Below are 25,655 nucleotides of genomic sequence, written 5' to 3' on the forward strand. Positions count from 1 at the left end.
GATAACCTCTTAAATTGTATATTTATTTTCTTCAGCAATTTGCTGAGCTTCCTGCATAACCCAGGCGATAATGGTCACAGTAAAGCCGAGTATTATAGTCAGCAGATTCATACTGGAAATACCAATGCTGAAAATACGCTCTCCAATCGGATTATTGATAGTTAAAATAATTGACATCAAGGCGTTATAAATAATCTCCCCGATCACCCAATAAAAAATAGTCAAGCCGAGCTTACGGTAAATTCTGGTATTAGCTTGCGTGAATATTTCACCCTGTTCGTAGTGGCTGAACAACTGAATGAGCTGTTTGAAGGCATAGAATAAAATGCCATAAAGCATCAGACTGCAGATTACTGCCAGTAATTTGGTTTGGGCAGATAAGGGTATTGATGTGTACTGGTCAACGGGGATCTGAAATGGCGCAATAGTAAATACTGACAGCCAGGAATAGTCTGTTCCTTGGCTGAGCCAATAGGCACAGATCCCCACGGGAAAGAGAATTGCCAGTCCCTGAAATAGCCATTTTATCCGTCTACTCTGTGCTTGAATGTGTCCCATAAAAAATTCCAACCAGTAATTAAGATAGCGATATCTTAGGCTTTATTTTTCTTTTATCAATAAAAAAATATCGAAAAACGATAATTATTTTATATTGAACAAAAAACTGCCTGAATAATCAAGCAGTTATTTGGGATGGGATTAGCGGTAAAAATAATGATGTCGGTTGCAGTAGAGCATGGCGGTTAGTGCTATGGCGGCAATGAGCATCATGTAATAGGCTGGCGCCATGGCACTGCCGGTAAATTCGATCAATGTCGTTGCAACCAAGGGGGCGGTGCCGCCGAAAATGGCATTGGCGGAATTAAAGGAAAAGGCAAAGCCGCTGTATCTGACATTGGTTGGAAACAGTTCGCATAAGAAGCAAGTCAGGGTGCCGTCATTAAGCGCTAGAAACAGCCCCATCAGGATCTGAGCCAGCAAAATAATCGCGAAGTGAGATAGGCTCATCAGAAAGAACAGCGGCAGGGTGAACAACATAAAACATAAGCAAGCCAATACCAGTAGTTGCCCACGCCCAAATCGGTCAGACAAGGCGCCGACACACAACACTGCGACAATGTAGCCAGTTAATGTCAGGCTGGAGATGGTAAAAGCCTGTTGTTCACTTAATCCCAGCTCAAAAGTCAGATAAATTGGCATATAGCTGAGTAAGAGATAAAACCCCACCGCATTGAGTGATGTGACACCACAAGCGGCAAACATGCTACTGCGGTGATGGCGGAAAATGGTTTTAATTGGCGCGGGATCTTTTACCTTGGTCTTTTTTTGCTGTTGGAACTGTATGAATTCCTGTGAATCTTCTAGATGAAAGCGGATATATAACCCTATTAGCCCCAGCGGAGCCGCTAATAAAAATGGCACTCTCCAGCCCCAACCGTGCAGATCTTCGGGACTAAGATAGCTATACATTGCGGAGACAAATAGGGAACCGAACAATAACCCGGTTGCGGCACTGGCTGGTACTAGGCTGGCATAAAACCCTTTACGGTCTTTGGGGGCATGTTCAGTTAAAAAGGTCGCCGCGCCAGCATATTCACCTGACGCGGAAAACCCCTGAACGAGCCGACAAATTAGCAGTAACAGTGGTGCCATTAGGCCGATGCTTTCATATCCTGGCAGTAAGGCGATACAGAAGGTGGCAATTGACATCAGAATAATGGATACCGAGAGGGCGGTTTTGCGGCCGAGTCGATCGCCGATATGCCCCCAGAATATCCCGCCTAGTGGCCGAACCATAAACGAAAGTGCAAATACAGAAAATGTCGCGATAAGTGCGGTGGTGCTGTCGTATTCAGGAAAAAAGAATGCTGAGATAATTGCAGCCATAAAGCCATAACTGGCGTAATCAAACCACTCAACAAAATTACCTAAAAAGCATGCAGTAGCAGCTTTAGATAAACTTTTATTTTTGATGGTACGGACATTAATGCTTTCTTTGGCGGCTAATGAGTGTGGCGTCCGTGCTCCTATTGTCATGCTTAATACTCCTGTATTTTTTACTCAGTTTATTGAGTCACTAATATTCATTTGCATCTATCTGAATAAATTGTTTTTTATCTATTTTGTATGCTTTGTATAAAGTCTGTTGTTGGTGACTTATACACAAGGTGTTTTGCTGACAGCTTTTGTGCGTTTTTGGGCGAGTAACAGGAATAGATTCAAGCGCGCATTGTGCCGGGGAGGTTATTTTTCTCTCACTGTCGCTGTCCATTCTGTTTGCTTTTCCCATGGGATTTTAATGGTGCAAGGAAGGTGTTTTTCGCTTTTTGAGCCAAGTTAAGCGGTTCAATAATGAGAAGGTTAATTTAACCTGCCTACGAGGAATAATTCTATTTTTTAACCAGGTTTTGTGAGTTGGTTTGGGTTAATTGTGAGTTATTTGATGTTGACTTGTTTTATTTTTAGCGATGTAAATATTTTTATTTGATACAAATTATCTGATTTGTTCACTATTTAAGAAATTTAATGATATTTATTGTTATGGTATGACGAAGAAAAATTAATCGATTTTATCCAATTATTCTGTTTCTTGGTATTATATTAATTACTTAATATTAATCTATAAAACTATTGGTTCTCAATTTTGCTACACAAATACATTGATATTAGTGTTAAATTGATCAATTAAACATTATTTCAGTTATTTACCTTTACTTATCATGGATGGATGGTAAAAGTTAGCTTTATTTTAATTAATCTTTGTTACTAAATGTCTTTGTCCATCAAAAATCAAATTATTTTGGCTACTGCAAGTATTGTTGCGATTGTGTGTGGGTTGCAAGCGTGGCTTTCTGTTAGCAGTTTAACTGAGCTAACGCTTCAAAATGTGAATGCTGAAATGAAGCAAAGTAGTGGTGCTACCAGCAACTTTATTAGTGCTTGGTTAGAGCTGCGTAAGCAGATCTTATTGGTGAATGAAAACGCGGTAACGAAGGGGCGGGATATCAGTTCCCAAATGCGTCAGACTAAACGCGTCGGGCACTTTTCTGCTGTGTATACGGCATTTGAAGATAATCGTTTAGTTACCGCGGAAAAAAATGCGGATTGGGCCAAAGATTATCATCATAAAGATCATGACTGGTATAAGCAGGCCCGAGAGAGTAGTGAGCTGATTGTGACCTCGCCTTACAATAATGTGCATCAAAATCTGGTGGTGACGTTAGCGAAATCTTTTGCCGGTAGCAGCCCTGGGGTATTAGCAGCGGATGTGCCTGTAGCGGATATTGTCGATCAAGTCAGAGATATTAAGCTACAAAATGACGGTTTTGCGGTACTGATTGATGGCCATAATAATATTGTGGCTTATAAAGATGCTGCGATGACAGGCACTTCTTTGACAACATTAGACAGTGAATTAACGCCAGCATTTATTCGTCGTCTAGGTCAGGCTGATGAGCCTTATGAATTTCACTTTGATCCAGACAATAGAACGAAATGGATTTATGTGACCCCGATTCAAGGGACAAAGTGGAATTTGGCTATTTTCATGGATAAAAATGTCGCATTACAAGCGGTTAAACAACAAGTATGGCTGGATTTGATGACCACGTTAGGTCTGTTTGTATTGGTCTTGGCGTTGGGAAGTTGGATTATGACCCGATTACTAAAACCTTTAGCAGAATTGAATGATGCTGTTGATGAGTTAGCCCAGGGGGACGCCAATCTTAGCTATCGCCTGACGATTAAACGTGATGATGAAATCGGGCGTTTATCAACTAGTATGAACCGGTTTATTGCTCAGCTGCAGACACTGATTAGCGATTTAGTTCAGCGTACCGATACGCTTAATAATATCACTGAGGATGCCAGTAAGGTATCAGAACGGACTGCTCAAGCTATTGACCAGCAACGACAGCAAGTTGATCAAGCCGCGACGGCAATTCATCAAATGAGCATTTCTGCGAGTGAAATTGCCAGTCATGCGGAGATGAGTGCGACTGCTGCTCAGTCTTCATCCGCAGCTTGTGGTCAGGGGCAGGAGATTATCAGCCGTAATATGAAGGCGATTGATCGTGCGGCGCGGGAGATTGTCGATGCCAGTGGGGTGATCACCGAATTGGATACAAATATCCAGGGCATTAATCAAATTTTGGTCAATATTCAAAGTATTGCAGATCAGACCAATTTGCTGGCGTTAAATGCTGCTATTGAAGCGGCTCGGGCTGGCAGCCATGGGCGGGGCTTTGCCGTTGTTGCTGATGAGGTACGCACCTTGAGTCAACGTACACATACCGCAACAGAAGAGGTCAGCCGCATTATTAGTACTTTGCAAAATAATGCTCAACGCGCGGTGCAGGCGATGAGTAACAGTAATGAACAGGCTCAAGTCGGGGTGAATTTTGCGCAGCAGGCAAATGATTGTTTAATGCAGATTACCGATTCCATCACTCATATCTCGGATATGGCGAATCAAATCGCCAATGCGGCAGAAGAGCAGCGGGCCGTTAGTGAGGATATTAGTCAAAATACTCGACGCATTTTGAATGCGGCCGATGATGTTGCTCGACAAGCCAGTGCGGGTAATCAGCAAAATCGCCAGATTGCAGTTGAAGTCAGTGGTATTGGTCAGCAGATAAATCGTTTTCAGATTTAAGGGAGCGTGAGGTTTTTACGCTGCGTCAGCTAACTGAGTATGCGCTGATGATGACGACTTTGCCCGTTTGGCTACTGTAGCCAGTAGTCATTACGGGCAAGTTAGTTAATCAGTTAAATGGTACAGGGCATCTGATGGTGGTTATTTTGCCTTCACGACTTGTGCTCGTTCAGTTTGGCTTCAAGCTCATCCATCCGGGCTTGCAAGGCCTCAAGTTTTTCCCGGGTTTTAAGCAGTACATGCTGTTGTACATCAAACTCTTCCCGAGAAACCAAATCTAACTTCATCAGTTGATTCTGTAGAATCTGTTTGCTGCGATCTTCAAATTCGCCGGCAAACTGCTTCAGACCTGAAGGGAGATTGTCCGTCAGCTGCTTGGCGATATCTTCTATTTTTTTTGGATTTATCATGACCTTGGCCCACTTTAGTAATGATGTTCAGAGGTTTGATTGTAACTGAGTCATTGATGCCTGTGGAAATTTTATCCTGCAGGCGTGGTATTCGTCAGCGTCGTTTTCTTCCTGTTGTGACGTCAGTGGTTTCTTACCGCGTTTATCGCTGCAAAAGGGGACTAAAATTTACCTTTGAAAAGGCAGCTACTCCTGATTTAGAGACTCTGTCTGGGAGATAAAAAAACGCCCGCATATAGCGGGCGTTGATGTACTAACAATAGTGAGCGTTACTGAGCTTGCGTATCAGTACTTTTTGTCGCGGCGATAGCAACAGGTTGGTTTTCATCAAATACCGGCAGCGGTTTGTGACGCTCTGCCAAGAAGGTATAGACCACAGGCAGCACAAACAGGGTAAAGATAGTGCCGACCCCAAGGCCTGCAACAATCACAATCCCGATATTGAAGCGGGCTGCAGCCCCGGCGCCAGACGCAAACAGCAGTGGGATCAAGCCGGCAATCATCGCCGCAGTGGTCATCAGAATCGGTCGTAAACGCACAGCTGCTGCATGTTTGATCGCATCCATCTTACTGGCACCATGCAGTACCTGTTCTTCTCTGGCTACCTCACACATCAAGATACCGTGTTTGGAAATCAAGCCAACTAAGGTGATCAGCCCCACCTGGGTATAGATGTTCAGTGATGTCAGGCCAAAGACATGGGTCCAGCCCAGTGCAATCAGTGCACCACTGATTGCCATAGGCACAGATACCAGGATAACCAAGGGGTCACGCACACTTTCAAACTGACTTGCCAGTACCAGGAAGATAATGGCTAGCGCCAGACCAAAGGTGACATACAGGGCATCGCCTTCTTCAACAAACTGACGGGCTTCCCCCATAAAGTTGTAGTTATAGCCCTTCGGTAGATCCTGCTTACCTATGGTTTCCAGGAAGTTGATCGCATCGCCCATGGCGACGCCAGGAGCAGGCACTGCCCCCACTGTGATTGAGTTCATTTGGTTAAAATGCGGGAGTGAGCGGGGCTCAGATACCACTTGAATATCAACCAAACTGGACAGTGGGATGGACTTGCCGTCAGCCGCTTTCAGATAGTATTTCGACAGATCTTCAGGTGTTGAACGCAGTTCACGTTTCACCTGTGGGATCACCTCATAAGAGCGACCATCAATGCTGACCCGGTTGACATAACCATCTGTCATCATGGTGCTGAGTGTTGCGCCGATATCCTGCATCGTGATGCCATATACCCCGGCTAAATCCCGGTTGATATGGATCTTCATGGTGCCTGAGTCATATTTCAGGTTGATTTCGGAGTACACAAACAGCGGGCTCTTTTTCACTTTCTCCAGCACGTTGGAGCCGATTTGGAAAATGCTTTCAAATGAGTTAGAGCTGGTGATAACAAACTGAACGGGCAGGCCACCAGATGCCCCCGGCAATGCCGGCATCTGGAAGGTGGTTACCGCCATGCCCGGTACTTCTTTGGCTTGTTTACCAATAATCTGCTGCATCTGGGCTTGGCTCTTATCCCGCTGGCTCCAAGGCACCAATGGGGCAATCCCCATGGCCTGGTTGGAACTTGGGATACCGATAAAGGCCAGTGAACCGGCAGATTCGGGTTGAGCCTTAATAATGTCGGTCACCAGTTTCATGTTGTTTTGGATATAGTCCAGGTTAGCGCTCGATGGCGCGGTACCCAGCATCATCACCACCCCATTATCCTCATTCGGGGCAAGTTGAGACGGAATATCCTTAAACATGATGGGCAGTGAGGCCAGTACGATGAGGGCGAAGACAATAATGACAGGTCGCTTCTGCATGACGGCATCGAGTGCTAGCGCATATTTGTGCTGCAGTTTTTCCAGGAAATTTTCCACGCCACGCTCAAAGGCGTTGGGTTGGCTATTTTCCTTGAGCAGTTTGGAGCACATCATAGGTGACAGGGTCAGGGCAACAATACCGGAAATAAAGACCGAGCCTGCGAGGGTTAACGCGAACTCTTTAAACAGGGCTCCAGTTACCCCGCCCATCAAGGCAATAGGCGCATAAACTGCCGCCAGTGTGATGGTCATAGAAATAACGGGGACTGCGATTTCCCGGGTACCGATAATAGCCGCCCGAAATGGTGATTCCCCGGCTTTAATATGCCTATCGACGTTTTCCACCACCACAATGGCATCATCCACCACCAAACCGATGGCGAGCACCATGGCCAGTAGCGTCATCAGGTTGAGGGTGAAACCAAACATCTGCATCACCAGCGCCACACCGATCAGAGACAGAGGGATGGTGATAATCGGAATCACAACTGCCCGCAGTGATCCCATAAATAGCATCACTACCACGATCACGATAACGGCCGCTTCAATAATCGTCTTGGCTACTTCGTGGATAGACTCATCAATCGCTAACGATGCGTCATAGAGGATCTCGGCCTTCATCGCTGGCGGCAGGTTGCGTTTGATTTCCGGTAACATCGCCCGGGCATCGGCTGCCACAGTTAATGGGTTGGCCGTTGGGGTAACATCTAGGCCGACAACAACGGCTTCCTTACCATCAGCTAAAGCACGGTAAACATCATGGCTTTTTGCCAAGGTCACTTTGGCAATATCACCTAAGCGCACCACCATGCCATCTTTACTGCCAATCACTAGGTTTTCTAATGCATCAACGGTTGCCACCTGGGTATCGGCGGTACCATTGAGCAGGGTAAAGTAAGAGTTAGTCTGTCCAACAGCACTTTGGTAGTTGTTTGCCTGCAATACGTGCAAAAGGTCGGTGGCGGTAATATTGTACGCCCCCATTTTGGCCGGCTCAGGCCAGATCCTCAGGGCATAAGGGGTACCACCGTACAGGTTAACGTTGGATATACCATTAATGGTGAACAGCTGCGGCTTAACTACCCGTTCCAGATAATCAGTGATTTGGCTGGAATTGAGCTTGTCACTGGAAAAGGAGATATACAGGGTGGAGGTTTGGGAGCCGGTGGACATGGTCACGGTCGGATCCTGGGCCTCTTTGGGTAGCTTGGAGGCTACCGAGTTGATTTTGGCTAATACATCAGCCAGTGCACCATTGGGATCGGTATTGAGCTTCATATAAACAGAGATACTGGAGGTCCCCAGAAAACTCTCGGATGTCATAAAGTCAACATTGTCCACCTGAGCCAGCGCTTGCTCCAGTGGCTGGGTAATAAAGCCCTGGATTAGGTTAGCGTCGGCACCATAATAGGCGGTGGAAACCTTGATCACCGTATTGGTCATCTTGGGGTATTCACGTACCTGCATCCCAGTCAGGGCATGGATACCCAAGATCAACAGCAGTACGCTGATCGCCCCGGCTAACACCGGGCGCTTGATAAAGATGTCAGTAAATCGCATCAGCCTCTCCCGTTACAGTGCCGGCATGGCGGCGGGTAGCTGCAGCGCATTGCTCTGGACAATATTGACCTTGCTGTCATTACTCAGTCGTACCAGACCTGATGTGACAATTTCATCACCGGCTTTCAGATCGCCACTGACTAATGCTTCAGCCCCACTGCGCTCCAGTACATTGACATTGACCTGTTTCACCCGCAAGGCGGTACCGGTTTTCTCATGGCTTTTATGGATCACATACACAGAGTTGCCATACAGGGCGAAGTTAATCGCAGTTTGTGGCACAACCAGCTGATCTTTCAGTGTGGGTAATACGATAGCGGCTTTTGCGAACATACCGCTACGCAGTTTGCCATCGGTATTAGGAATGCGGGCCTGAACTTGGATCAAACCGCTTTGATAAAACACGGCAGGTTCAATTGCGGCGATTTGCCCTTCAAACACATGATTGGGGTACGCATCAACATTGATATGAACCAATTGACCAACATGGATATGGCTCAGTTGAGTCTGAGGCACGGTAAAGCGCATCTTCATCGAGCTGGTATCTTCCAGTCGTACAATATTGGTTCCGATTTGCAGGTATTGGCCCAAGTTGACGGAGCGGATACCCACAATGCCAGTAAATGGGGCTTTAATTTGGCGCTCATTAATGGTGGCTTTCAGGCTTTCAATATCGGCTTGCAATGCCATATAGCGGGATTCGGCATTATCCAAATCTTGCTTGGACACAGATTTTTGTCGGTACAGACGCAGCAGGCGATCATAGTCGGCTTTCAGTGCCGGTAGCTGAACCTGTTTGGCTTTCAGATTGGCCTGTTCTACCTGAGAGTCCAATTGTACTAACAGGGTGCCGGCATTAACATGGGTGCCGTTTTCAAAGTCGATGGATTTTACGATACCGGAGGATTCATTGGCGATGGTGACGCCTTGATTCGGTTCGATAAAACCGATGGCGTCAATTGTTGGCTGCCATTGTACCGGCTCCAGTTTCATTGCTGTGACCGGATAAACTGCTTCTGGCATATTAGTAATTGCTTCTTTGGTTTTTTGTTGGATAAACCAGTTAAAACCGATGACCGAACCAAAGGCCAGTAAGGCAATGATCACCATGATCAGAAACCATTTTTTCATGTTCTGAGTGCTCCCCCTTGAGAATAACTATGCTGAAAATAGCTATTGGTAGAAAAATATGTTGTCTATGGTAGCAAGGGCCAGTTGAATGAAGTCTGACTAAGCAGCCATTTTTACAGCTGTAATATTCTAGGGTACAAGTTAACACTTGGGCACATTAAAGAAAAAATACATTTTTCATCTGTTTACCAACTTTTTCAGCCAGTAGTTTAGATTTGGTTTCAACTGTGAACGTAGCGTAAATTTCCTGGCAACCAGCCCCTAACCTAACGGCTCTATTGAGTCCCTGCAAGCCAGGGATTTCTGCTTCTCGCTGTGCTTTCTGGTAGAATCGACCGCTGATAAATTGAAAAGGGTTCCGTATAAATCCATGAAGTTAAATCCTGCGCAGAATGATGCTGTTCATTATGTTTCCGGCCCTTGTCTGGTGCTGGCGGGTGCCGGTAGTGGCAAAACCCGGGTGATCATCAACAAGATTGCGTATCTGGTACAGCAGTGCGGCTACAATGCCCGTCATATTGCTGCGGTGACCTTTACCAACAAAGCCGCTCGGGAAATGAAGGAGCGGGTCGCTCAGTCGATGGGCCGCAAAGAGGCGCGCGGGCTATGGATTTCCACCTTTCATACGCTGGGGTTGGAAATTTTAAAGCGGGAGCACAAACAGGTGGGGCTCAAAGCCGGTTTCTCTCTGTTTGATGATCAAGACACGCTGGCACTGCTGAAGGAACTGACCGAAAAAGAGCTGCAGGAAGATAAAGATTTGCTGCGTTTGCTGGCCACGGCCATCTCCAACTGGAAGGGAGCTTTGGTGGTCCCGGAACGCGCGGCGAAAATTGCCCGGGGTGAGCAGGAGCAATTGTTTGCTTTGTTATATCAGCGCTATGCCCAACATATGAAGGCGTACAATGCGCTGGATTTTGATGATTTGATCCTGCTGCCAACATTGTTACTGCGTCACAATGAGGTGGTGCGGGAAAAATGGCAAAGCCGGATCCGTTATCTGTTGGTGGATGAATATCAGGATACCAATACCAGTCAGTATGAATTGGTGAAACTATTGGTCGGTGATCGAGCCCGTTTTACCGTGGTGGGTGATGATGACCAATCTATTTATTCCTGGCGCGGGGCGAAACCGCAAAATTTGGTGTTACTGGGACAGGACTTCCCTGCGCTCAAGCTGATTAAGTTGGAGCAGAATTATCGCTCTAGTCAGCGTATTTTGCATGCGGCGAATATTTTGATTGCCAATAACCCCCATGTATATGACAAAGCACTGTTCAGCCAGTTAGGCCAGGGTGAACCACTGCGGGTGTTGATGGCGGCCAATGAAGAGCAGGAAGCTGAGCGGGTGGTGGCTGAGATTATTCGCCACAAATTTGTTAACCGTACCCGGTTTGGGGACTATGCGGTATTGTACCGCGGCAATCATCAGTCACGGCTGTTGGAGCGGGCACTGATGACGAACCGTATCCCCTACAAGCTCAGTGGCGGCACGTCGTTTTTTGCCCGCGCTGAAGTGAAAGATATTATGGCGTATCTGCGTCTGGTGGTGAATCCCGATGACGATAATGCTTTTCTGCGGGTAGTCAATTTGCCTAAGCGGGGCATAGGCCCGGCCACGCTGGAACGGTTGGGTAACTTTGCTAATCATAAACATATCTCGATGTTTGAGGCGCTGTTTCATCCTGATCTGAACCATGAGTTGGCCCCCTCCGCGATGGCGGCACTATACGATTTCGGGCGCTTTATTGTTGATACCGGAGAAATTGCCAAACGGGGTGAAGGGGTCGATGCGATCAAGCAGTTGATCCGTAATATCCGTTATGAAGATTACCTGTACGAAACCAGCACCAGCGCCAAAGCGGCAGAAATGCGGATGAAAAATATCTCCGAGTTGTACCGCTGGGTAACCGAGATGCTTAACGGTGATGATTTGGATGAACCTATGACCTTGCCCGAAGTCGTCACCCGATTGACATTACGGGATATGATGGAACGTAATCAGGAAGATGAAGGTGGCGATCAGGTGCAGTTGATGACGCTGCATGCTTCCAAAGGCTTGGAGTTTCCTTATGTCTTTATGGTGGGAATGGAAGAACGGATTTTGCCGCACCAAACCAGCATAGATGAAGACAATGTCGATGAAGAGCGTCGTTTAGCCTATGTGGGGATCACCCGGGCACAAAAAGAGCTCTGGTTTGTGATGTGTCGGGAGCGGCGCCAATTTGGTGAAACGCTGCGCTGTGAACCGAGCCGTTTTCTAGCTGAGTTGCCCCAAGATGACCTCGTATGGGAAAACCGTCAGACTCCGAAAACACCGGAGCAGCGGATGCAGACCGGTAAGGCTAATATCTCCAATTTGCGCGCCATGCTGAATAAAGGTAATTGATTTTAACCACTGGATTTATCCATTGTTGGTAGCAAAGATGTCGCATCACATCGGTTTACTCAGAATGTGCTGCGGCATGTTTGCTGTTTAACACCTTTGCGTATGTGAAATACGATTTCACAGAATGTTGATATCAGTTCAAGCAATGTGTAATTGAGGATGGCTGTAGCTGCTATGGCCAAGCGCGGGTCCTTGCCCCCATTGAATGCCGATGTCAATAAAGGCTTGCTGTTGCGCGGTAGAGGTGATGCCGGTGCAAAAAACCTGTAAATCTAATGCAGAAGCTGCCAGAAAACAGGCTTTGACCAGTTTAAGGTGGCGCGGACTGTCTAAATGGGTAGCGAAGCAGGGATCCAATTTTAATGCGGTGACGGGCAGAAATGACAGACTGGCCAGTGCGCTGAAACTGGTGCCATAACTACTGATGCCAAGATTAACCCCGGTTTTACTTAGTGCATCAAAACTACAAACATGATGTTCACTGTCTTGCACTAGAGCCTGCTCATCAAAAAATAGCCACAATTTTGACAAGGGTATATCACTGCTGACCAGTTGATGACACAGTTGTTTACGGCTGTGGGGTTGGCGCAGAGATTCGGCACTCAAGGTTAAATGAAGTGGTAGATTAGACGGTTGGATGGGCCATTCATTGATAAGCAGGCTTATTGCCAAGTTGTCTAGCTCTTTGCGCAGTCCATTCTGTTCCGCCAACGTGTGGAGCCTAAGCTGATGAATATGCCCCAGTGTGGGATGTTCCCAATAGAGTTTGGCTTCTTGGGCAATAATTTTATTGCCGTTTAACTTATATATAGGCAGATACTGCATTTTGATTTGTCCTGCCGCTAATGCCGGGGCCAATTCATCTGCCAATTCTCCATCACCACTACGGGGTGATGGCCTGAGCGGGTCAAAAATCACAAAACAGCCTTTGCCCTTGGCTTTAGCTTGATACATAGCGTTATCAGCGTTTTTGAGTAAGGTTTCGCTACTATCTTGGGGGGTAGCGATGGCAATGCCGATGCTGGCACCAGAACGGAATTTTTGCCCACTTAGTTCATAGGGTGCAGCTAATACCCGAATCACCCGCTCACCAATCTCCAGTACATCCTCTTTCTGATGAATACAGTCGAGTAGAATGACAAACTCATCCCCGCCCAAGCGGGCTAAGGTGTCGTTATCTCTTATACAGGTACGCAATCGGCGGGCGGTTTCAATGAGAAAATGATCCCCTTCTACATGGCCAACCGTGTCATTAACGAGTTTGAACCGATCCAAATCGATAAACAGCACTGCAAAATGATCTGTTTTATGACGGCGCAAATGGCGCACGGCCTGGGTCAACCTTTCCCGGAACATCGCTCGATTAGGCAACCCTGTGAGAGTATCGTGATTAGCATCATAAGTGAGTTGTTGCTCGACTTTTTGTCGCCGTAGAATTTCCAGTTCAAGCGCTTGGTTTATTCGGCCCAATTCCTGGGTTCGGGCATTAACCATAACCTCTAACCGCTCAAAACTTTTTTGCATTGCTGAGGCATTCAGTTTGCGTTCAATGGCTGTGGCGATATGTTGGGAAACAAACGTGAGCAATTCCACATCTTGATTTTGCAGTTGCTGCTGATCTCGGAAGCTATAAATAGCTAAATTTCCCATGATACGACCATGGATAAACAGCGGTACCCCAATCCATTGATGCATTAAATTACTGTTATTGAGAATAGGCGCTTGGCGGTAAATTTTTCCTTGTGTCATCAGCCGAGTGATTTCAGCATGATTCAATAGTAGCGGGTGACCTTTAGCCATTAAATATTCGGTGAGGCCATCTTGGCGAGGACGAGAGAGGGGATGACGACTCGCTAGCTCTGAAACATAAAAGGGGAAAGTTAATTGATCTGTCTGTTCATCAATTAATGCGATATAACAGTTATGAGCGGGTAATAGATGGCGTAAGACTCGATGTATCTGCTGGTAAAAGTCATTATCATTTAAATTTGCAGCAGCTAGATTGGCAATTTCATAGAGTGACTTTTGTAGTAACTCTGTTCGTCGACGAATTCGGACTTCTTGTTTTAGTTTATTATAAGCTTGCCTCAGTTTTAGCGTATGTTGAGAAATTGCTCGTTCCATTTCATCATGTTCATTTCCCCGTTCTAGCACTCCTGCTACATGTTGACTGATAAACTCCATCAGCGCTATATCACTCGGGCTGAAGTGGAATTCCTCTTGACGGTTCTGCACGACTAATGCGCCAATAACATGCCCATGGGCAAGGGTCGGAACCCCCAGCCATTGCAAACAATCATTATCTCGGCGAGTAATATTTCCGGATTGATAAAGTCGCTCTATATCTGTTGGATTTGCTAATAATGCTTTACCTGTGCGCAAGATATAACCTGTTAGTCCATGACGTAACAGTTGCGTTAGATTTTCTGGGGGCGCAGCTTGTTGTTGTTGATCGGCATAAAAAGGAATGGATAACTCACCTGTTCTTGGACAGCACAGTACGATGTAGAAACGATCGACAGTGATTAGTTTTTGTAGTTGCTGATAAAGTTCTGGGTAAAACTGTTCGGGATTAAGGGCCAGGTTGGCTATTGTTGAGAGTTTAAGCAGCGTTTTTTGCATTGTTTCAGCTTGCTTATACTTAGCTGAAAGAGAATAAAGTCGACGAAATCTGTTATCTAGATAACGAGGTTGTTCATTTTCTGTGTTATTGGCGTCATCCTTGACGCGAATATGACTTGTCATAATGCTTACGCGATGCCTCGCTTAACTACCGCCTGAGGGTAATTTATACAATTATCACAGGTTCTGACGATAGCCAAGGGGGTAAAATGATGGATTATCCTGCAAAATTGATAATTTATAGCCATCTGCAGTTAAAACTTGAGCAGTCAGATAAAAAAAGTAAAAACAGTGCTGGACGTCGCCCAGGAAAATACATATTATACGCCCCGCTGACACGGCAGGGCACCCATAGCTCAGTTGGATAGAGCGCACCCCTCCGGAGGGTGAGGCCGAGGGTTCGAATCCTTCTGGGTGCACCAGTTGGATGTTGTCAGTAAGCGGTAACGAGATGGTGGCTATAGCTCAGTTGGTAGAGCCCTGGATTGTGATTCCAGTTGTCGTGGGTTCGAGTCCCATTAGCCACCCCACTCGCGCTTCACATTAAGTTGTGATCCTATCGGCGGCACGGTCGTACTAAGTGCAAAAAGTTCGGTGATTAGCGCAGTCTGGTAGCGCATCTGCTTTGGGAGCAGAGGGTCAGAGGTTCGAATCCTCTATCACCGACCAAATTCAAAAAGTATTCAAATTATCGGTGATTAGCGCAGTCTGGTAGCGCATCTGCTTTGGGAGCAGAGGGTCAGAGGTTCGAATCCTCTATCACCGACCAATACTTTGAAGCTTCGCATTTGCGGGGCTTTTTATTTTCCAGAACCTTGGTTTGGAAAATAACAAAATTCGGTGATTAGCGCAGTCTGGTAGCGCATCTGCTTTGGGAGCAGAGGGTCAGAGGTTCGAATCCTCTATCACCGACCAATTAAACAAAAAGCCCGCAATAATTTGCGGGCTTTTTGTTTTTTTATTTTCGAACTCTTCTTCACGCTTTTCTTATTTACGTTTAGTTTTGTGGGTTAGTTTACTTTGCAAACAAACGTCATATTGTCTGGAATTGATTAAATACGGCTTTTGGTTTTTATAACTGGTTATTCTGCCTGATTATGAAAACAAAACTTTAACAGCCTGATTTTGTAATTTTCCTTGTATTTCAATAATAAATTTTACGTTTAAATGGGCGTGTTTCGATATTTGTATTATTTTAATTAATGTGTGTTTTTTTTGCTTTATTGTTTGTTTTATTAACAATTGATCAAAAAAAATAAAGATATAAATATAATTATTTATAGATGTAATAATCGCCTAAAATGTTATATTTAAACAAAATGGCTTATCTAAACAAAACATGTCTTTTGTTTTGTAATTTTTATTTGGATTGTGTAGATGTTAAATGGCAAAACAGTTTTAATTACTGGCGGAACGGGATCTTTTGGGAAAAAATTTGTTGAAACAATTTTAGAAAGGTATCCAAATGTAAAGAAAATAATAATTTTTTCTCGAGATGAACTGAAACAGTTTGAGTTAAAGCAAAAATATCCGTTTAACCGTTATCCACAAATTCGTTTTTTTATTGGCGATGTGCGTGATCAACAAAGAATGATTCAGGCTTGCCAAGGGGTTGATGTCATCATTCATGCTGCAGCTATTAAGCAAGTTGATACTGCGGAATATAATCCTTCAGAGTGTATTAAAACTAATGTGGTCGGTGCTGAAAATGTAATTAATGCTGCATTGCAATGTGGTGTGAGTGATGTTGTAGCATTGTCGACAGATAAAGCCTGTGCGCCAATTAATCTATATGGTGCGACAAAATTAGTATCAGATAAGTTGTTCACTGCCGCTAATAATATTAAAGGCTCCCGAGACATTCGATTCAGTGTAGTGCGTTATGGAAACGTGATGGGCTCAAGAGGCTCCGTTATTCCTTTCTTTTTGAAAAAACGCCATGAAGGCGCTGGAGCATTACCTGTTACACATGAAGACATGACCCGATTTAATATCTCGTTGCAAGATGGTGTCGATATGGTGATGTTTGCCCTAGGACATCACTTAGGTGGGGAGATATTTGTTCCTAAAATCCCTTCATATAAAATTTTAGATATCGCCAAAGCGATTGCCCCTGAATGTGATGTTGAGATTGTTGGAATCCGTCCAGGTGAAAAGCTGCATGAAGAAATGATTACAGATACTGACTCATTGCATACCATTGATATGGGTAAATATTATGCAATATTGCCATCTGTTTCGTTTACCTACTCAGAAGAAGACTACATAAAGCATCACAACGCAGAAAAAGTACCATTTGGATTCAAATATAATTCTGGAACGAATACAGAATGGGAAACAGTAGAAAGCTTGAGAGACCTGATGAAAAAACATGTTGATCATAACTTCAGTGTGTGAGGTGAGAAATGATCCCATATGGAAAACAAAGTATTAATCAGCAGGATATTGATGCAGTCATCAATGTATTAACCTCAGATTTTTTGACTCAGGGACCAAAAGTTCCGGAGTTTGAGTCGAAACTTTCAAGTCTATGTAAGGCGAAATTTGCTTTTGCTGTTAACAGTGCGACTTCGGCGCTGCATATTGCTTGTTGTGCATTAGGGTTAGGTAAGGGCGATTGGCTGTGGACGTCACCTATTACATTTGTCGCATCAGCTAATTGTGGGCTTTATTGTGGTGCAAGCATTGATTTTGTCGATGTAGACGAAGCTACATACAACATGTGCCCGCGTAAATTGGAAGAAAAGCTTATTGTTGCAAAACAACAAGGTCGATTACCTAAGATTGTTATTCCAGTACATCTTTGTGGTCAGTCGTGTGATATGGAAGCAATTTTCCGATTATCACAAGAATATGGATTCAAGATTATTGAAGATGCTTCACATGCTATTGGTGGGTTTTATAAAGGTGAACCAATTGGAAATTGTGCATATTCAGATATGACAGTGTTTAGTTTTCACCCAGTGAAAATAATCACTACTGCTGAAGGTGGCGCGGTTTTAACCAATAATGCGGCATTAGCTGAAAAGCTTGCATTGTTACGTAGTCATGGCGTTACCCGCAATACAGATTTGATGGAAGGTGAAAGCCATGGTGCTTGGTACTATGAACAGGTTGCGCTTGGTTTTAATTACCGAATGACAGAATTACAGGGTGCACTAGGTGCTAGCCAAATTAGTCGTTTATCTGAATTTGTACAGAAAAGGCATAAGTTGGCAGAGCGCTATAATCAACGATTAGCCGATCTACCAATCGTTCTACCAAAACAACATACAGATACGTATTCAAGCTTTCATTTATATATCATTCGTTTAAAACTTAACTTACTAACGAAATCTCGGAAGCAGATTTTTGATGAATTAAGAGATGCTGACATTGGTGTCAATGTTCACTATATTCCTGTCCACACTCAACCTTATTATCAGTCGCTAGGTTTTACTGTTGGGGATTTTCCTGTAGCAGAAAGATTCTATTCAGAAGCAATATCTCTACCTCTCTATGCTGATATGACAGATACAGAGCAAAATGAAGTTATCAGTATTTTAACTCGTGTATTAGCATAATTACTTTTACAAAAATCATCATCTAGTTCAGGATATATTGATGAAGTATTTAATGTGTGTTGGTGCAGGTATTGAGCAGGTGCCAGGTATTAAATTAGCACAAAAAAAAGGATATAAAGTTGTTGCCATTGATGGTGATAAAAATGCTGTTGGATTAAATATTGCTGATGTTGGTATTCATTTAGATATAAAAGATGAAAGTAATGCTATTCGAATTGCTCATGAATATGATGTTCGAGGGATTATACCTACCCCAATAGGAAGATATTTAACAACAGTTGGTGCAATTAATGATGCATTAAAACTCAGAGGCATAAGCCGAATATCTGCAGTTGCCTGTACTGATAAAGTTAGACAAAACAGATTATTATTTCAAAATAATATACGATGTGCTATGCAGGGATGCCATGTTACTAAGGATGACATTCTTCAATCGATATATCGAGTTGGTTTGCCCTGCATTCTAAAACCAAGATATGGGGCTGGAAGTCGAGCAGTAAAAGTTATTTCATGTGAAAATGAAATTGAAAGATTACTGCAAGAACACCTCGATGAAAGAGGAGATGATGAGACGCTAATTGAATCACTTATGCTTGGTGATGAGTATGGAGTTGATGCTTTAATTAAAGATAGCGTATTTGAATTGATTCTTGTTAGGGGAAAACGAATGACAGCATTGCCCTATAGACAAGAGTTAGAGTATCAATGCCCTGCAAATATTAGTGAATTACAATATAATAATATTTTTAATACGTTATCTTCTGCAGTTAAAGCCCTTGCTTTAGATAACTGTTTGTTACATGCAGATATCTTAGTTGAAGATAATCAATGTTATGTGATCGAGCTATCTGGTAGACCATCTGGTTATTTTTTATCTCAAAAAGTAGTGCCATATGTGACGGGTATTAACTTTTTAGAGCAAGGAATTAATATTGTTCTTGATGAAACAATAAACTTAAAATATAGCAATACAAAATATCTTGCTATTTCATTTTTAGATTTTGTGAATCATGATAGTGATCAGTTATTATCAAATGAAATATTAGAAAAATTACCTTATATTATAGAAAGTAAAGTAAACTTCGAATTTTTAAGAAAGGGAATAAAAAATGGAAGGGATGTTTATAATATTGGGTATGTATTAATCAATGGCAATAGCCATGAAGAACTTACAATAAATATACAAAAATTAAAAAAATTCTTTAATAAAGGATGAAATATATGGAAAAGTTAACTGAATATCAGAAGAGCACCAAACAAAAATGGGACTTTGAAATTAAATCACATGTTATGTTGTATCCAGATGAAAGGATTGTGGCATTTGTTGCTTCAAATTATGGCGGTAAAGATAATTCTGAAAAAAAATCATTAGATATTGGTTTTGGTTCAGGTAGAAATCTAATTCCGTTATTAAATAATGGATTTAAATGCTATGGCATAGATTATTCTGAGGAGTGTTGTGTTGTTGCTAGAGATGTTCTGAAGGATTTTAATAATTTAGAGGAACTGATTTGTGGCAGTCTGGAGTCATCAAATTTTCCAGAAGAATATTTTGATACAATTATTTGTTATGGAGTCCTATTTCTAAATAAAAGAAGTGAAATGAAAACACAATTAGAAATAATGTATAGGATTCTAAAAAATAAAGGGAAATTATTGGTTAACTTTAGAGCGGATGACGATTTTCTTAATGGTTTAGGAGAGAAGATCGATGAAAATACTTATATAATTGATCACCGCGCTAAGGCATATGAGGGGTCGATATATTCGTTTTCAACCTTAAGTGATGCCATATCATTATTAGAAGAATGTAAGTTCTCAGTCTTTAAAAAAGAAAAAATTGAATTCTATAAGAATGATTTGTCAGAAAGACATTCTTGGTGGATTTTGTCTGTAGAAAAATAATTCAGAGTGAGATTATGATTAAAGATAATAATGAAATGATAAGTAAAAACGATAAGGCATTTATTGTTGCAGAGATAGGTGCTAATCACAATAATAATGTTGAAGACATAAAAAAAACTATAGCTGCGGCTAAAGAGTGTGGTGTGGATGCAGTAAAGTTTCAAACCTATACTGCCGAAGAATTAGTTGCTGATGTTGATCGTATTGTTATTACAGGTAAATCCGGTTCAGAAAAGTCACAAACAATTGCACAGCTTTTTAATGATGTAAAATTAGATCGTAAACATCATAAAGAGTTATTTGATTACGCTAATAGTTTGGGTTTAATTGTATTTTCGACACCATTTAGTGTTGATGGCGTAAGATTTTTAGACGCATTGGGAGTGCCTTGTTTTAAAGTAGCCTCCTCTGATGTCAATTATACTGACATGCTTATTGAGATTGCGAAGACTAAAAAGCCTGTCATTATATCTTTGGGTAAGTGTGGTATTGATGATGCTGATCGAGCGATTAGACTGTTAGAGCAACATGGTTGTCCAGAAATAATTATTATGCACTGTGTTGCACAATATCCATCGCCTATGGATGAAATGAACTTAAACATCATTTCAACACTTAAATCTATGTATCCTGATTATCAAATTGGTTTTTCAGATCACTCATTAGGTATAACGGCAAGTTTAGGTGCAGTGGTGCTTGGTGCTAAAGTGATTGAGAAGCATTTTACAACAGATAAAGCTTTGGATGGGCCTGATCATTGGTTCAGTATGGATCCTGCTGATATGAAAAGTCTTGTGAATGAAATCAGAAATATGGAAATAGCTTTAGGCACATCTCGAAAGTCCGTATTGCCTTGTGAAGTTCAGGAAAGAATTAATTCTACCCGTTCATTAGTTTTGAATCGTTCAATGAAAAAAGGCGAATGTATCAAAGAAAGTGATCTTGCCATGCTACGTCCTGGATGGGGAATTAGCCCATTTGATAAAGAAAAAATTATAGGGATGGCAATCAATCAAGATTTGTCTGATAAGACGGTATTAGAATGGAAGTATTTTCAGTCAAATGAATAACTGTACTGTTATCATTCATGCTGCAGGCAATAAAGCGATAGGTATTGGCAATCTTGTAAGATGCTATGAACTTTATCGTACATTAAAAGATAAATATAATTTTAAAATTATCACTATTTTTGAATGTGATAATGCAATGTTTAATTTTATCAATAACGATAAATTTGATATTTTTCGATTTGACTCGCGAAGTGAGTCTATCGAGTTTTTTTATAGATTAAACAAAACGCAAAAGTATATATATATATCTGATATCATTGATCAAACTGCTGAAGTGGAAAATATTTTTAGATCATGTCCAGATTCTAAAATACTACATCTTAATGATTCAGGGTTAGATAGTTTTAATCCTGATGTGATTATTGATGGGGATATTTTTGCAAAACCCTGGAACAGGGATAATGGTATTGTTTTACAATCTCCAAAATATCATATTGTTAAACATGATATTGCTGTTTGTCGTCCTAAATCTTATTGGAAAAATAGCTCTGTTCAATCAATATTGATCTGTTTTAGTGGAAGTGACCCTGCTGGTTATACAGAAAAATTGCTAAATGAATTGCAATCGTATCAAGGATATAAGCACTTTACTTTTATACTCGGCCCAGGCTTTAGTCGTGATAGAGTTAGTCATATTACGGAAAACAACAAAGACTTTGTTACGGTACTTGTTAATGTTACGGATATGGCTAGTGTCATCTTGGAGCATGATGTTGTTGTAAGCTTGGGGGGGGGCGTTGTATATGAAGCTATGCTCCTTGGGCGTCCTTGTTTAGGTGTCGGTTGGCAGTATCTTGAGTATTATATTGATCAAATGGAACTGTTTGGGGTGATAAAAAAAATTGACAGTAATAATATGTTGTCAGAGATAGAATTTTATACCGATGATATCAAGTTGCTGCAGAATATGGCTGATAAAGCTTGGCAGAATATTGATGATTTGGGAGCCGTGAGAATTTCAGACTATATATATGAGAGCCTGAGATAATTGGAGGATAAAGAAACAATGGGCAAGGTTATTTGTGTTATTCAGGCTCATACAACGTCGACAAGATTGCCTAAAAAGGTATTAAAAACGCTCGGCAATAAAATTATGTTGCATCATGTTGTCGAGCGAGTTAAACAGGCAAATCAGGTCGATGATGTTATTATTGCGACAACAATTGAGCCAGAGGATGATGGTATTGTTGAGTTTTGTGAAGCTAATAATATTCATTATTATCGTGGTTCTGATAAAAATGTACTTGAGAGGTATGTCGGGGCAGTCAATCAATTTGATGGTGATATAATCATTAGAATTACAAGTGATTGCCCTTTGATTGAACCTAAGATTATTGATCAGGTTGTTAATTTTTTTAAAGAAAATAACTTTGACTATGTTAGTCCAAGTACTGATATGGGGTTAATCCGCGGTTTAGATACAGAGGTTTTTAGCGCTGATGCACTGCATAAGGCCAAAGATCTTGCCTGTGAAGATAGCCATTTTGAACATGTAACATTATACATGTACAAGCATCCGGATAAATTTAATATTGGCCGTCCGGAAATTGATGATATATATAAAGATAGTAATATTAGATTATGTGTTGATGAGGCTGATGATTTTAAACTGATAGAACATCTCTATCATCACTTCTATAATGGGCAAAACATTGTTGATTTAGCACAATGTCTGCAATATGTGCGTGAAAATCATCAGGTGAGGGATATTAATAAAAATGTCCTGCAGAAGCATGCCTAATCCTATGCTCTATAAATGATAAGCTGATAGTTTTAGCTATCAGCTTATCAAGATTATTGCTCTTCAATATCTACTGGGGGATGGATATATCCCTGATAGCCTTGTATGGCTAAATCTCTAAATCCTTCCAATTGTTGGTTATTTTCGATGCCCGTAATAATGATAGCAATATTTAACCCTCGGGCAACATTGAGCAGTGCGCGACAAAGTTCAGCATTGTGTTGTTTGTCATCATAATGTGCAAACGACTGATCTAGCTTAAGATAATCAGGCCGTAGTCGTTGTAAATACTGCAATGACCCTAGCTGCCGGCCAAAATGATCGACGCCAAATTTTGCTCCTGTGGCCCGAATAATGGCCACGAGTGTTGCACAGGCTTGAGGATCGCTATAAACGATGGCTTCAGGCAATTCAAAACACAGTCGCTCAACATGATCAGCCTCACTAAGAAATGCTTGTAACCATTGGTGAAAACCACTGTCTCTGATACTCTGCAAGGTCAAATTGACAGCCAGTGGCTGAAGTTGTTTCTGCACTAATCTTTGTGAAAAAATCTTTTTTATCAGATGTTTGTCTACTTCCACTCCTTGGGATAACAACTCTACATAAGGCATGAATTGTGCGGCGGAAAGCTGTTGGCCATTGCTCAGTTGCAGCAGACAATATAACTCCCGCTGCATAATGTGATTATTTTGATAACTGTGAATCGTTTGCCAGCGAAAACTCAAGTTTTCGCCTGCAACGGCTTGGCTAATCAATTGTCGCCATTGCGCTTTGGTAAATACTTGCTGACTAGTGTCATACCAAGTTACGGCTTGTTGGCTATTTCCTGCTTGCTGCAAGGCATGGTCTGCCTGTGCCAGTAGCTCTGAAGCACTGATGGCATTTTGTCGCCTCGCAATACCGATGGCGAGCCCGCCTTGAGTCGTTGAACCTGTGTTAGCCTGGGCATGATTTATGATTGTGAGCAGTGTTTCGAGGTAGTGTTCTAACTGCGCTTGGTCGGCTTGTGTGATCAATAAAGCAAATTCATAGGCCGCAATCCGGGTGATTACGCTGGGAGGAAATTGTTGCTCTGATAGCTGACGTGACAGCTGGGCAGATAACTGTCTAATGGCGTCGTCCCTCACTTGATAGCCGAACTGGCGGTAAATCTGCTCTAACCATGGCATTTTTAATAGCATGACAGCTCCCGGACTGTCATTGTCCAGCCAGTCTGCTAAACGCTCATCCAGATATTGGCGATTGGGCAAAGCAGATACCCGATCAATCAGGTTTTTTTCCCGCAGAGCTGTCACTTCTTCATCCAGACTGTGGAATAGCTGCTGTAGTTGTTGAGACATATGGTTAAAAGCCTGTACCAGCGGGCGTAGTTCTTGGGTATGGGGTAGCGTTAGTGCTGGACTAAAGCGGCCTCTAGCAATGGTTTGCGTTTGTTCAATCAGCTGATGCAGCGGCGACAGGATCCAGCGAAGCCCGATGCGTGCCAGTAAAATGGCCAGCAGAAAAAATAGCGAAACTAACAGTAGGGTACGGCTGATCACCTGCCATAACTCCACATAGCCAAAGGATGGGCTAGCCGTAATTTTCAGGCTGGCTAATTGGAGCCAACCCGCTGTGATGGTGGTTTCTTGGCTAAGGGTGGGAAATAAGCCTAGCTCAGTAAACCAGTCTGGCACGCTCCGGATAGCAACGGGATTCTCCCAATGTTGTTGCCGACCATCCTGTAACCAGGTAAGGCTGATATGCTGATAATAACCCCCTTCAAAAATTACATTGACGAGAGTTTGGGCTGCGGCATCATCACCAGATTCCACAGCGGGCGCAAGCATGAGCGCCAAGGCATGGCTGGCGTTATTCAGATCCGATTCCATCTGGTTAATCAGAAAACTGCGGGTTTGGCTGAACTGCACCAACACCAAGGTGGTGACCACCAGAAGAAATAGGCCAAACAGTAGCGAATACAGCTGTTTAAACAGGGTCATGCGGGCTACTCCAGTGATATTCGTGGCTGGCGCAGCACAGCGGCGCCAAGGCGGTAATTGAGGTCATTCCACTTCTGCAGCCGGCTGGCGTCTCCAGCCAGTTCGCCGCGGCCTTTTTGTTTATTGAGCCAGAGTTGCTCGGCATTGAAGCTGTATACCGGCAACAGATCCTGGCGTTGGGTCGCTGGTTTGATTTTGGGATCAAGATTATCCAGCACCAAAGGGATAGCGGTAGGGGTGTCATAGTAGGTCAGTACCATATGGTATTGATTAAGGCTTAGGGCCTTGACCATGGTCAGGCGCAATTTCTGACGTGGCACGCCTAACTGGATCAGAGAGAAATATTTAGCAATAGCAAAATCTTCACAGTCACCGCCATTGGCACCAATAAATTCCAGTGGGGTCGCCCAGTAATTGGACTCGCCCCATAAGCGAGCGTCATCAATAAAGGTGAACAGATTGAAAAAGCGGTTGATTTGAAATAACTGTTCGGTCACAGGAGCCCTGATGGCTTGCTCTAAGGTTGTTAGCCAGCTTTGACCCCGTTGTTGCGCTCTGTCGCCGTAGTGCGCGGCGAGCTGCGTGGTAATCTGGTCTCTATCCAGTGTTGCCCAGAGATGACCAGCTTGGGGATGATGAGGACGGTTTGGACGGATTTCGCTACTGCTGTGCGCTGTGCCTCCCAGCAGTATAAGCAGCAAGGTGATGGTATTTGCTTGTCGCCAAATTTTCCATCTGTTAGGTGGTGATGGCAGATAAGTGCCTGACGCAGTCGCGGGTGTCATCCTGGCTACCGCAACGG

At 43.0% G+C, this 25,655-nt stretch carries 17 protein-coding genes and 5 tRNA genes; 14 read left to right on the top strand and 8 right to left on the bottom strand.

Annotation, left to right across the window (positions count from 1 at the left end):
• Positions 1-9: 9 nt before the first annotated feature.
• Positions 10-558, bottom strand: coding sequence for a DUF2975 domain-containing protein (locus tag NFHSH190041_RS01920; protein ID WP_261923642.1), 549 nt, complete (start codon positions 556-558; stop codon positions 10-12).
• 141 nt (positions 559-699) lie between these two features.
• On the bottom strand, positions 700-2,037 hold the full coding sequence (locus NFHSH190041_RS01925) for an MFS transporter (RefSeq protein ID WP_261923643.1): 1,338 nt from the start codon (positions 2,035-2,037) through the stop codon (positions 700-702).
• Positions 2,038-2,770: 733 nt separating this feature from the next.
• Between NFHSH190041_RS01925 and NFHSH190041_RS01930 the strand changes: the two genes are divergently transcribed.
• Entirely contained in the window at positions 2,771-4,654 is a 1,884-nt protein-coding gene (locus NFHSH190041_RS01930; RefSeq protein ID WP_261923644.1) for a methyl-accepting chemotaxis protein, read from the top strand.
• Positions 4,655-4,806: 152 nt separating this feature from the next.
• Here NFHSH190041_RS01930 and ubiK read toward each other — a convergent pair whose 3' ends face one another.
• The 3 genes from ubiK to NFHSH190041_RS01945 all read right to left on the bottom strand — a co-directional run bounded on the left by ubiK (position 4,807) and on the right by NFHSH190041_RS01945 (position 9,578).
• On the bottom strand, positions 4,807-5,064 hold the full coding sequence (gene ubiK, locus NFHSH190041_RS01935) for a ubiquinone biosynthesis accessory factor UbiK (protein WP_261923645.1): 258 nt from the start codon (positions 5,062-5,064) through the stop codon (positions 4,807-4,809).
• 269 nt (positions 5,065-5,333) lie between these two features.
• Entirely contained in the window at positions 5,334-8,447 is a 3,114-nt protein-coding gene (locus NFHSH190041_RS01940; protein ID WP_261923646.1) for a multidrug efflux RND transporter permease subunit, read from the bottom strand.
• A 12-nt stretch (positions 8,448-8,459) separates the two neighbouring features.
• Complete coding sequence (locus NFHSH190041_RS01945; protein ID WP_261923647.1) at positions 8,460-9,578, bottom strand: efflux RND transporter periplasmic adaptor subunit; 1,119 nt, start codon at positions 9,576-9,578, stop codon at positions 8,460-8,462.
• Positions 9,579-9,948: 370 nt separating this feature from the next.
• Between NFHSH190041_RS01945 and rep the strand changes: the two genes are divergently transcribed.
• On the top strand, positions 9,949-11,967 hold the full coding sequence (gene rep / locus NFHSH190041_RS01950) for a DNA helicase Rep (RefSeq protein ID WP_261923648.1): 2,019 nt from the start codon (positions 9,949-9,951) through the stop codon (positions 11,965-11,967).
• Positions 11,968-12,105: 138 nt separating this feature from the next.
• Here the strand turns inward: rep and NFHSH190041_RS01955 are convergent, their stop codons facing one another.
• On the bottom strand, positions 12,106-14,712 hold the full coding sequence (locus tag NFHSH190041_RS01955; RefSeq protein WP_261923649.1) for a diguanylate cyclase domain-containing protein: 2,607 nt from the start codon (positions 14,710-14,712) through the stop codon (positions 12,106-12,108).
• A gap of 222 nt (positions 14,713-14,934) precedes the next feature.
• Between NFHSH190041_RS01955 and NFHSH190041_RS01960 the strand changes: the two genes are divergently transcribed.
• The 12 genes from NFHSH190041_RS01960 to NFHSH190041_RS02015 all read left to right on the top strand — a co-directional run bounded on the left by NFHSH190041_RS01960 (position 14,935) and on the right by NFHSH190041_RS02015 (position 22,868).
• Positions 14,935-15,011: transfer RNA gene (locus tag NFHSH190041_RS01960), tRNA-Arg, on the top strand.
• 32 nt (positions 15,012-15,043) lie between these two features.
• Positions 15,044-15,119, top strand: a tRNA-His gene (locus NFHSH190041_RS01965).
• 62 nt (positions 15,120-15,181) lie between these two features.
• Positions 15,182-15,258 (top strand) — tRNA-Pro (locus NFHSH190041_RS01970).
• A gap of 23 nt (positions 15,259-15,281) precedes the next feature.
• Positions 15,282-15,358: transfer RNA gene (locus NFHSH190041_RS01975), tRNA-Pro, on the top strand.
• 69 nt (positions 15,359-15,427) lie between these two features.
• Positions 15,428-15,504: transfer RNA gene (locus tag NFHSH190041_RS01980), tRNA-Pro, on the top strand.
• 462 nt (positions 15,505-15,966) lie between these two features.
• Entirely contained in the window at positions 15,967-16,986 is a 1,020-nt protein-coding gene (gene pseB, locus NFHSH190041_RS01985) for a UDP-N-acetylglucosamine 4,6-dehydratase (inverting) (RefSeq protein ID WP_261923650.1), read from the top strand.
• Positions 16,987-16,994: 8 nt separating this feature from the next.
• Positions 16,995-18,152, top strand: a complete 1,158-nt coding sequence (pseC, locus tag NFHSH190041_RS01990; protein WP_261923651.1) for a UDP-4-amino-4,6-dideoxy-N-acetyl-beta-L-altrosamine transaminase — start codon at positions 16,995-16,997, stop codon at positions 18,150-18,152.
• A gap of 40 nt (positions 18,153-18,192) precedes the next feature.
• Positions 18,193-19,368, top strand: coding sequence for an acetyl-CoA carboxylase biotin carboxylase subunit family protein (locus NFHSH190041_RS01995; protein WP_261923652.1), 1,176 nt, complete (start codon positions 18,193-18,195; stop codon positions 19,366-19,368).
• Between the two features lie 5 nt (positions 19,369-19,373).
• Positions 19,374-20,057 carry a class I SAM-dependent methyltransferase gene (locus tag NFHSH190041_RS02000; protein ID WP_261923653.1) on the top strand — a complete coding sequence of 228 codons (684 nt, stop codon included), beginning with the start codon at positions 19,374-19,376 and terminating at the stop codon, positions 20,055-20,057.
• 14 nt (positions 20,058-20,071) lie between these two features.
• The gene (locus NFHSH190041_RS02005) at positions 20,072-21,127 is read left to right on the top strand and encodes an N-acetylneuraminate synthase family protein (RefSeq protein WP_261923654.1); all 1,056 of its coding nucleotides are present in this window, start codon (positions 20,072-20,074) and stop codon (positions 21,125-21,127) included.
• On the top strand, positions 21,120-22,115 hold the full coding sequence (locus tag NFHSH190041_RS02010) for a hypothetical protein (protein ID WP_261923655.1): 996 nt from the start codon (positions 21,120-21,122) through the stop codon (positions 22,113-22,115). Before NFHSH190041_RS02005 ends, NFHSH190041_RS02010 begins: the two co-directional genes overlap by 8 nt.
• An 18-nt stretch (positions 22,116-22,133) precedes the next feature.
• A complete protein-coding gene (locus NFHSH190041_RS02015) occupies positions 22,134-22,868 on the top strand; it encodes a glycosyltransferase family protein (protein ID WP_261923656.1) in 735 nt (244 codons plus the stop codon).
• 53 nt (positions 22,869-22,921) lie between these two features.
• Here NFHSH190041_RS02015 and NFHSH190041_RS02020 read toward each other — a convergent pair whose 3' ends face one another.
• Entirely contained in the window at positions 22,922-24,853 is a 1,932-nt protein-coding gene (locus NFHSH190041_RS02020; RefSeq protein ID WP_261923657.1) for an EAL domain-containing protein, read from the bottom strand.
• A 5-nt stretch (positions 24,854-24,858) separates the two neighbouring features.
• Positions 24,859-25,638, bottom strand: a complete 780-nt coding sequence (locus NFHSH190041_RS02025) for a transglutaminase-like cysteine peptidase (protein ID WP_261923658.1) — start codon at positions 25,636-25,638, stop codon at positions 24,859-24,861.
• Between the last annotated feature and the right edge of the window lie 17 nt (positions 25,639-25,655).

Origin of the sequence: Shewanella sp. NFH-SH190041 (genome assembly GCF_024363255.1) — a bacterium.
Classification (GTDB): Bacteria; Pseudomonadota; Gammaproteobacteria; order Enterobacterales; family Shewanellaceae; genus Shewanella.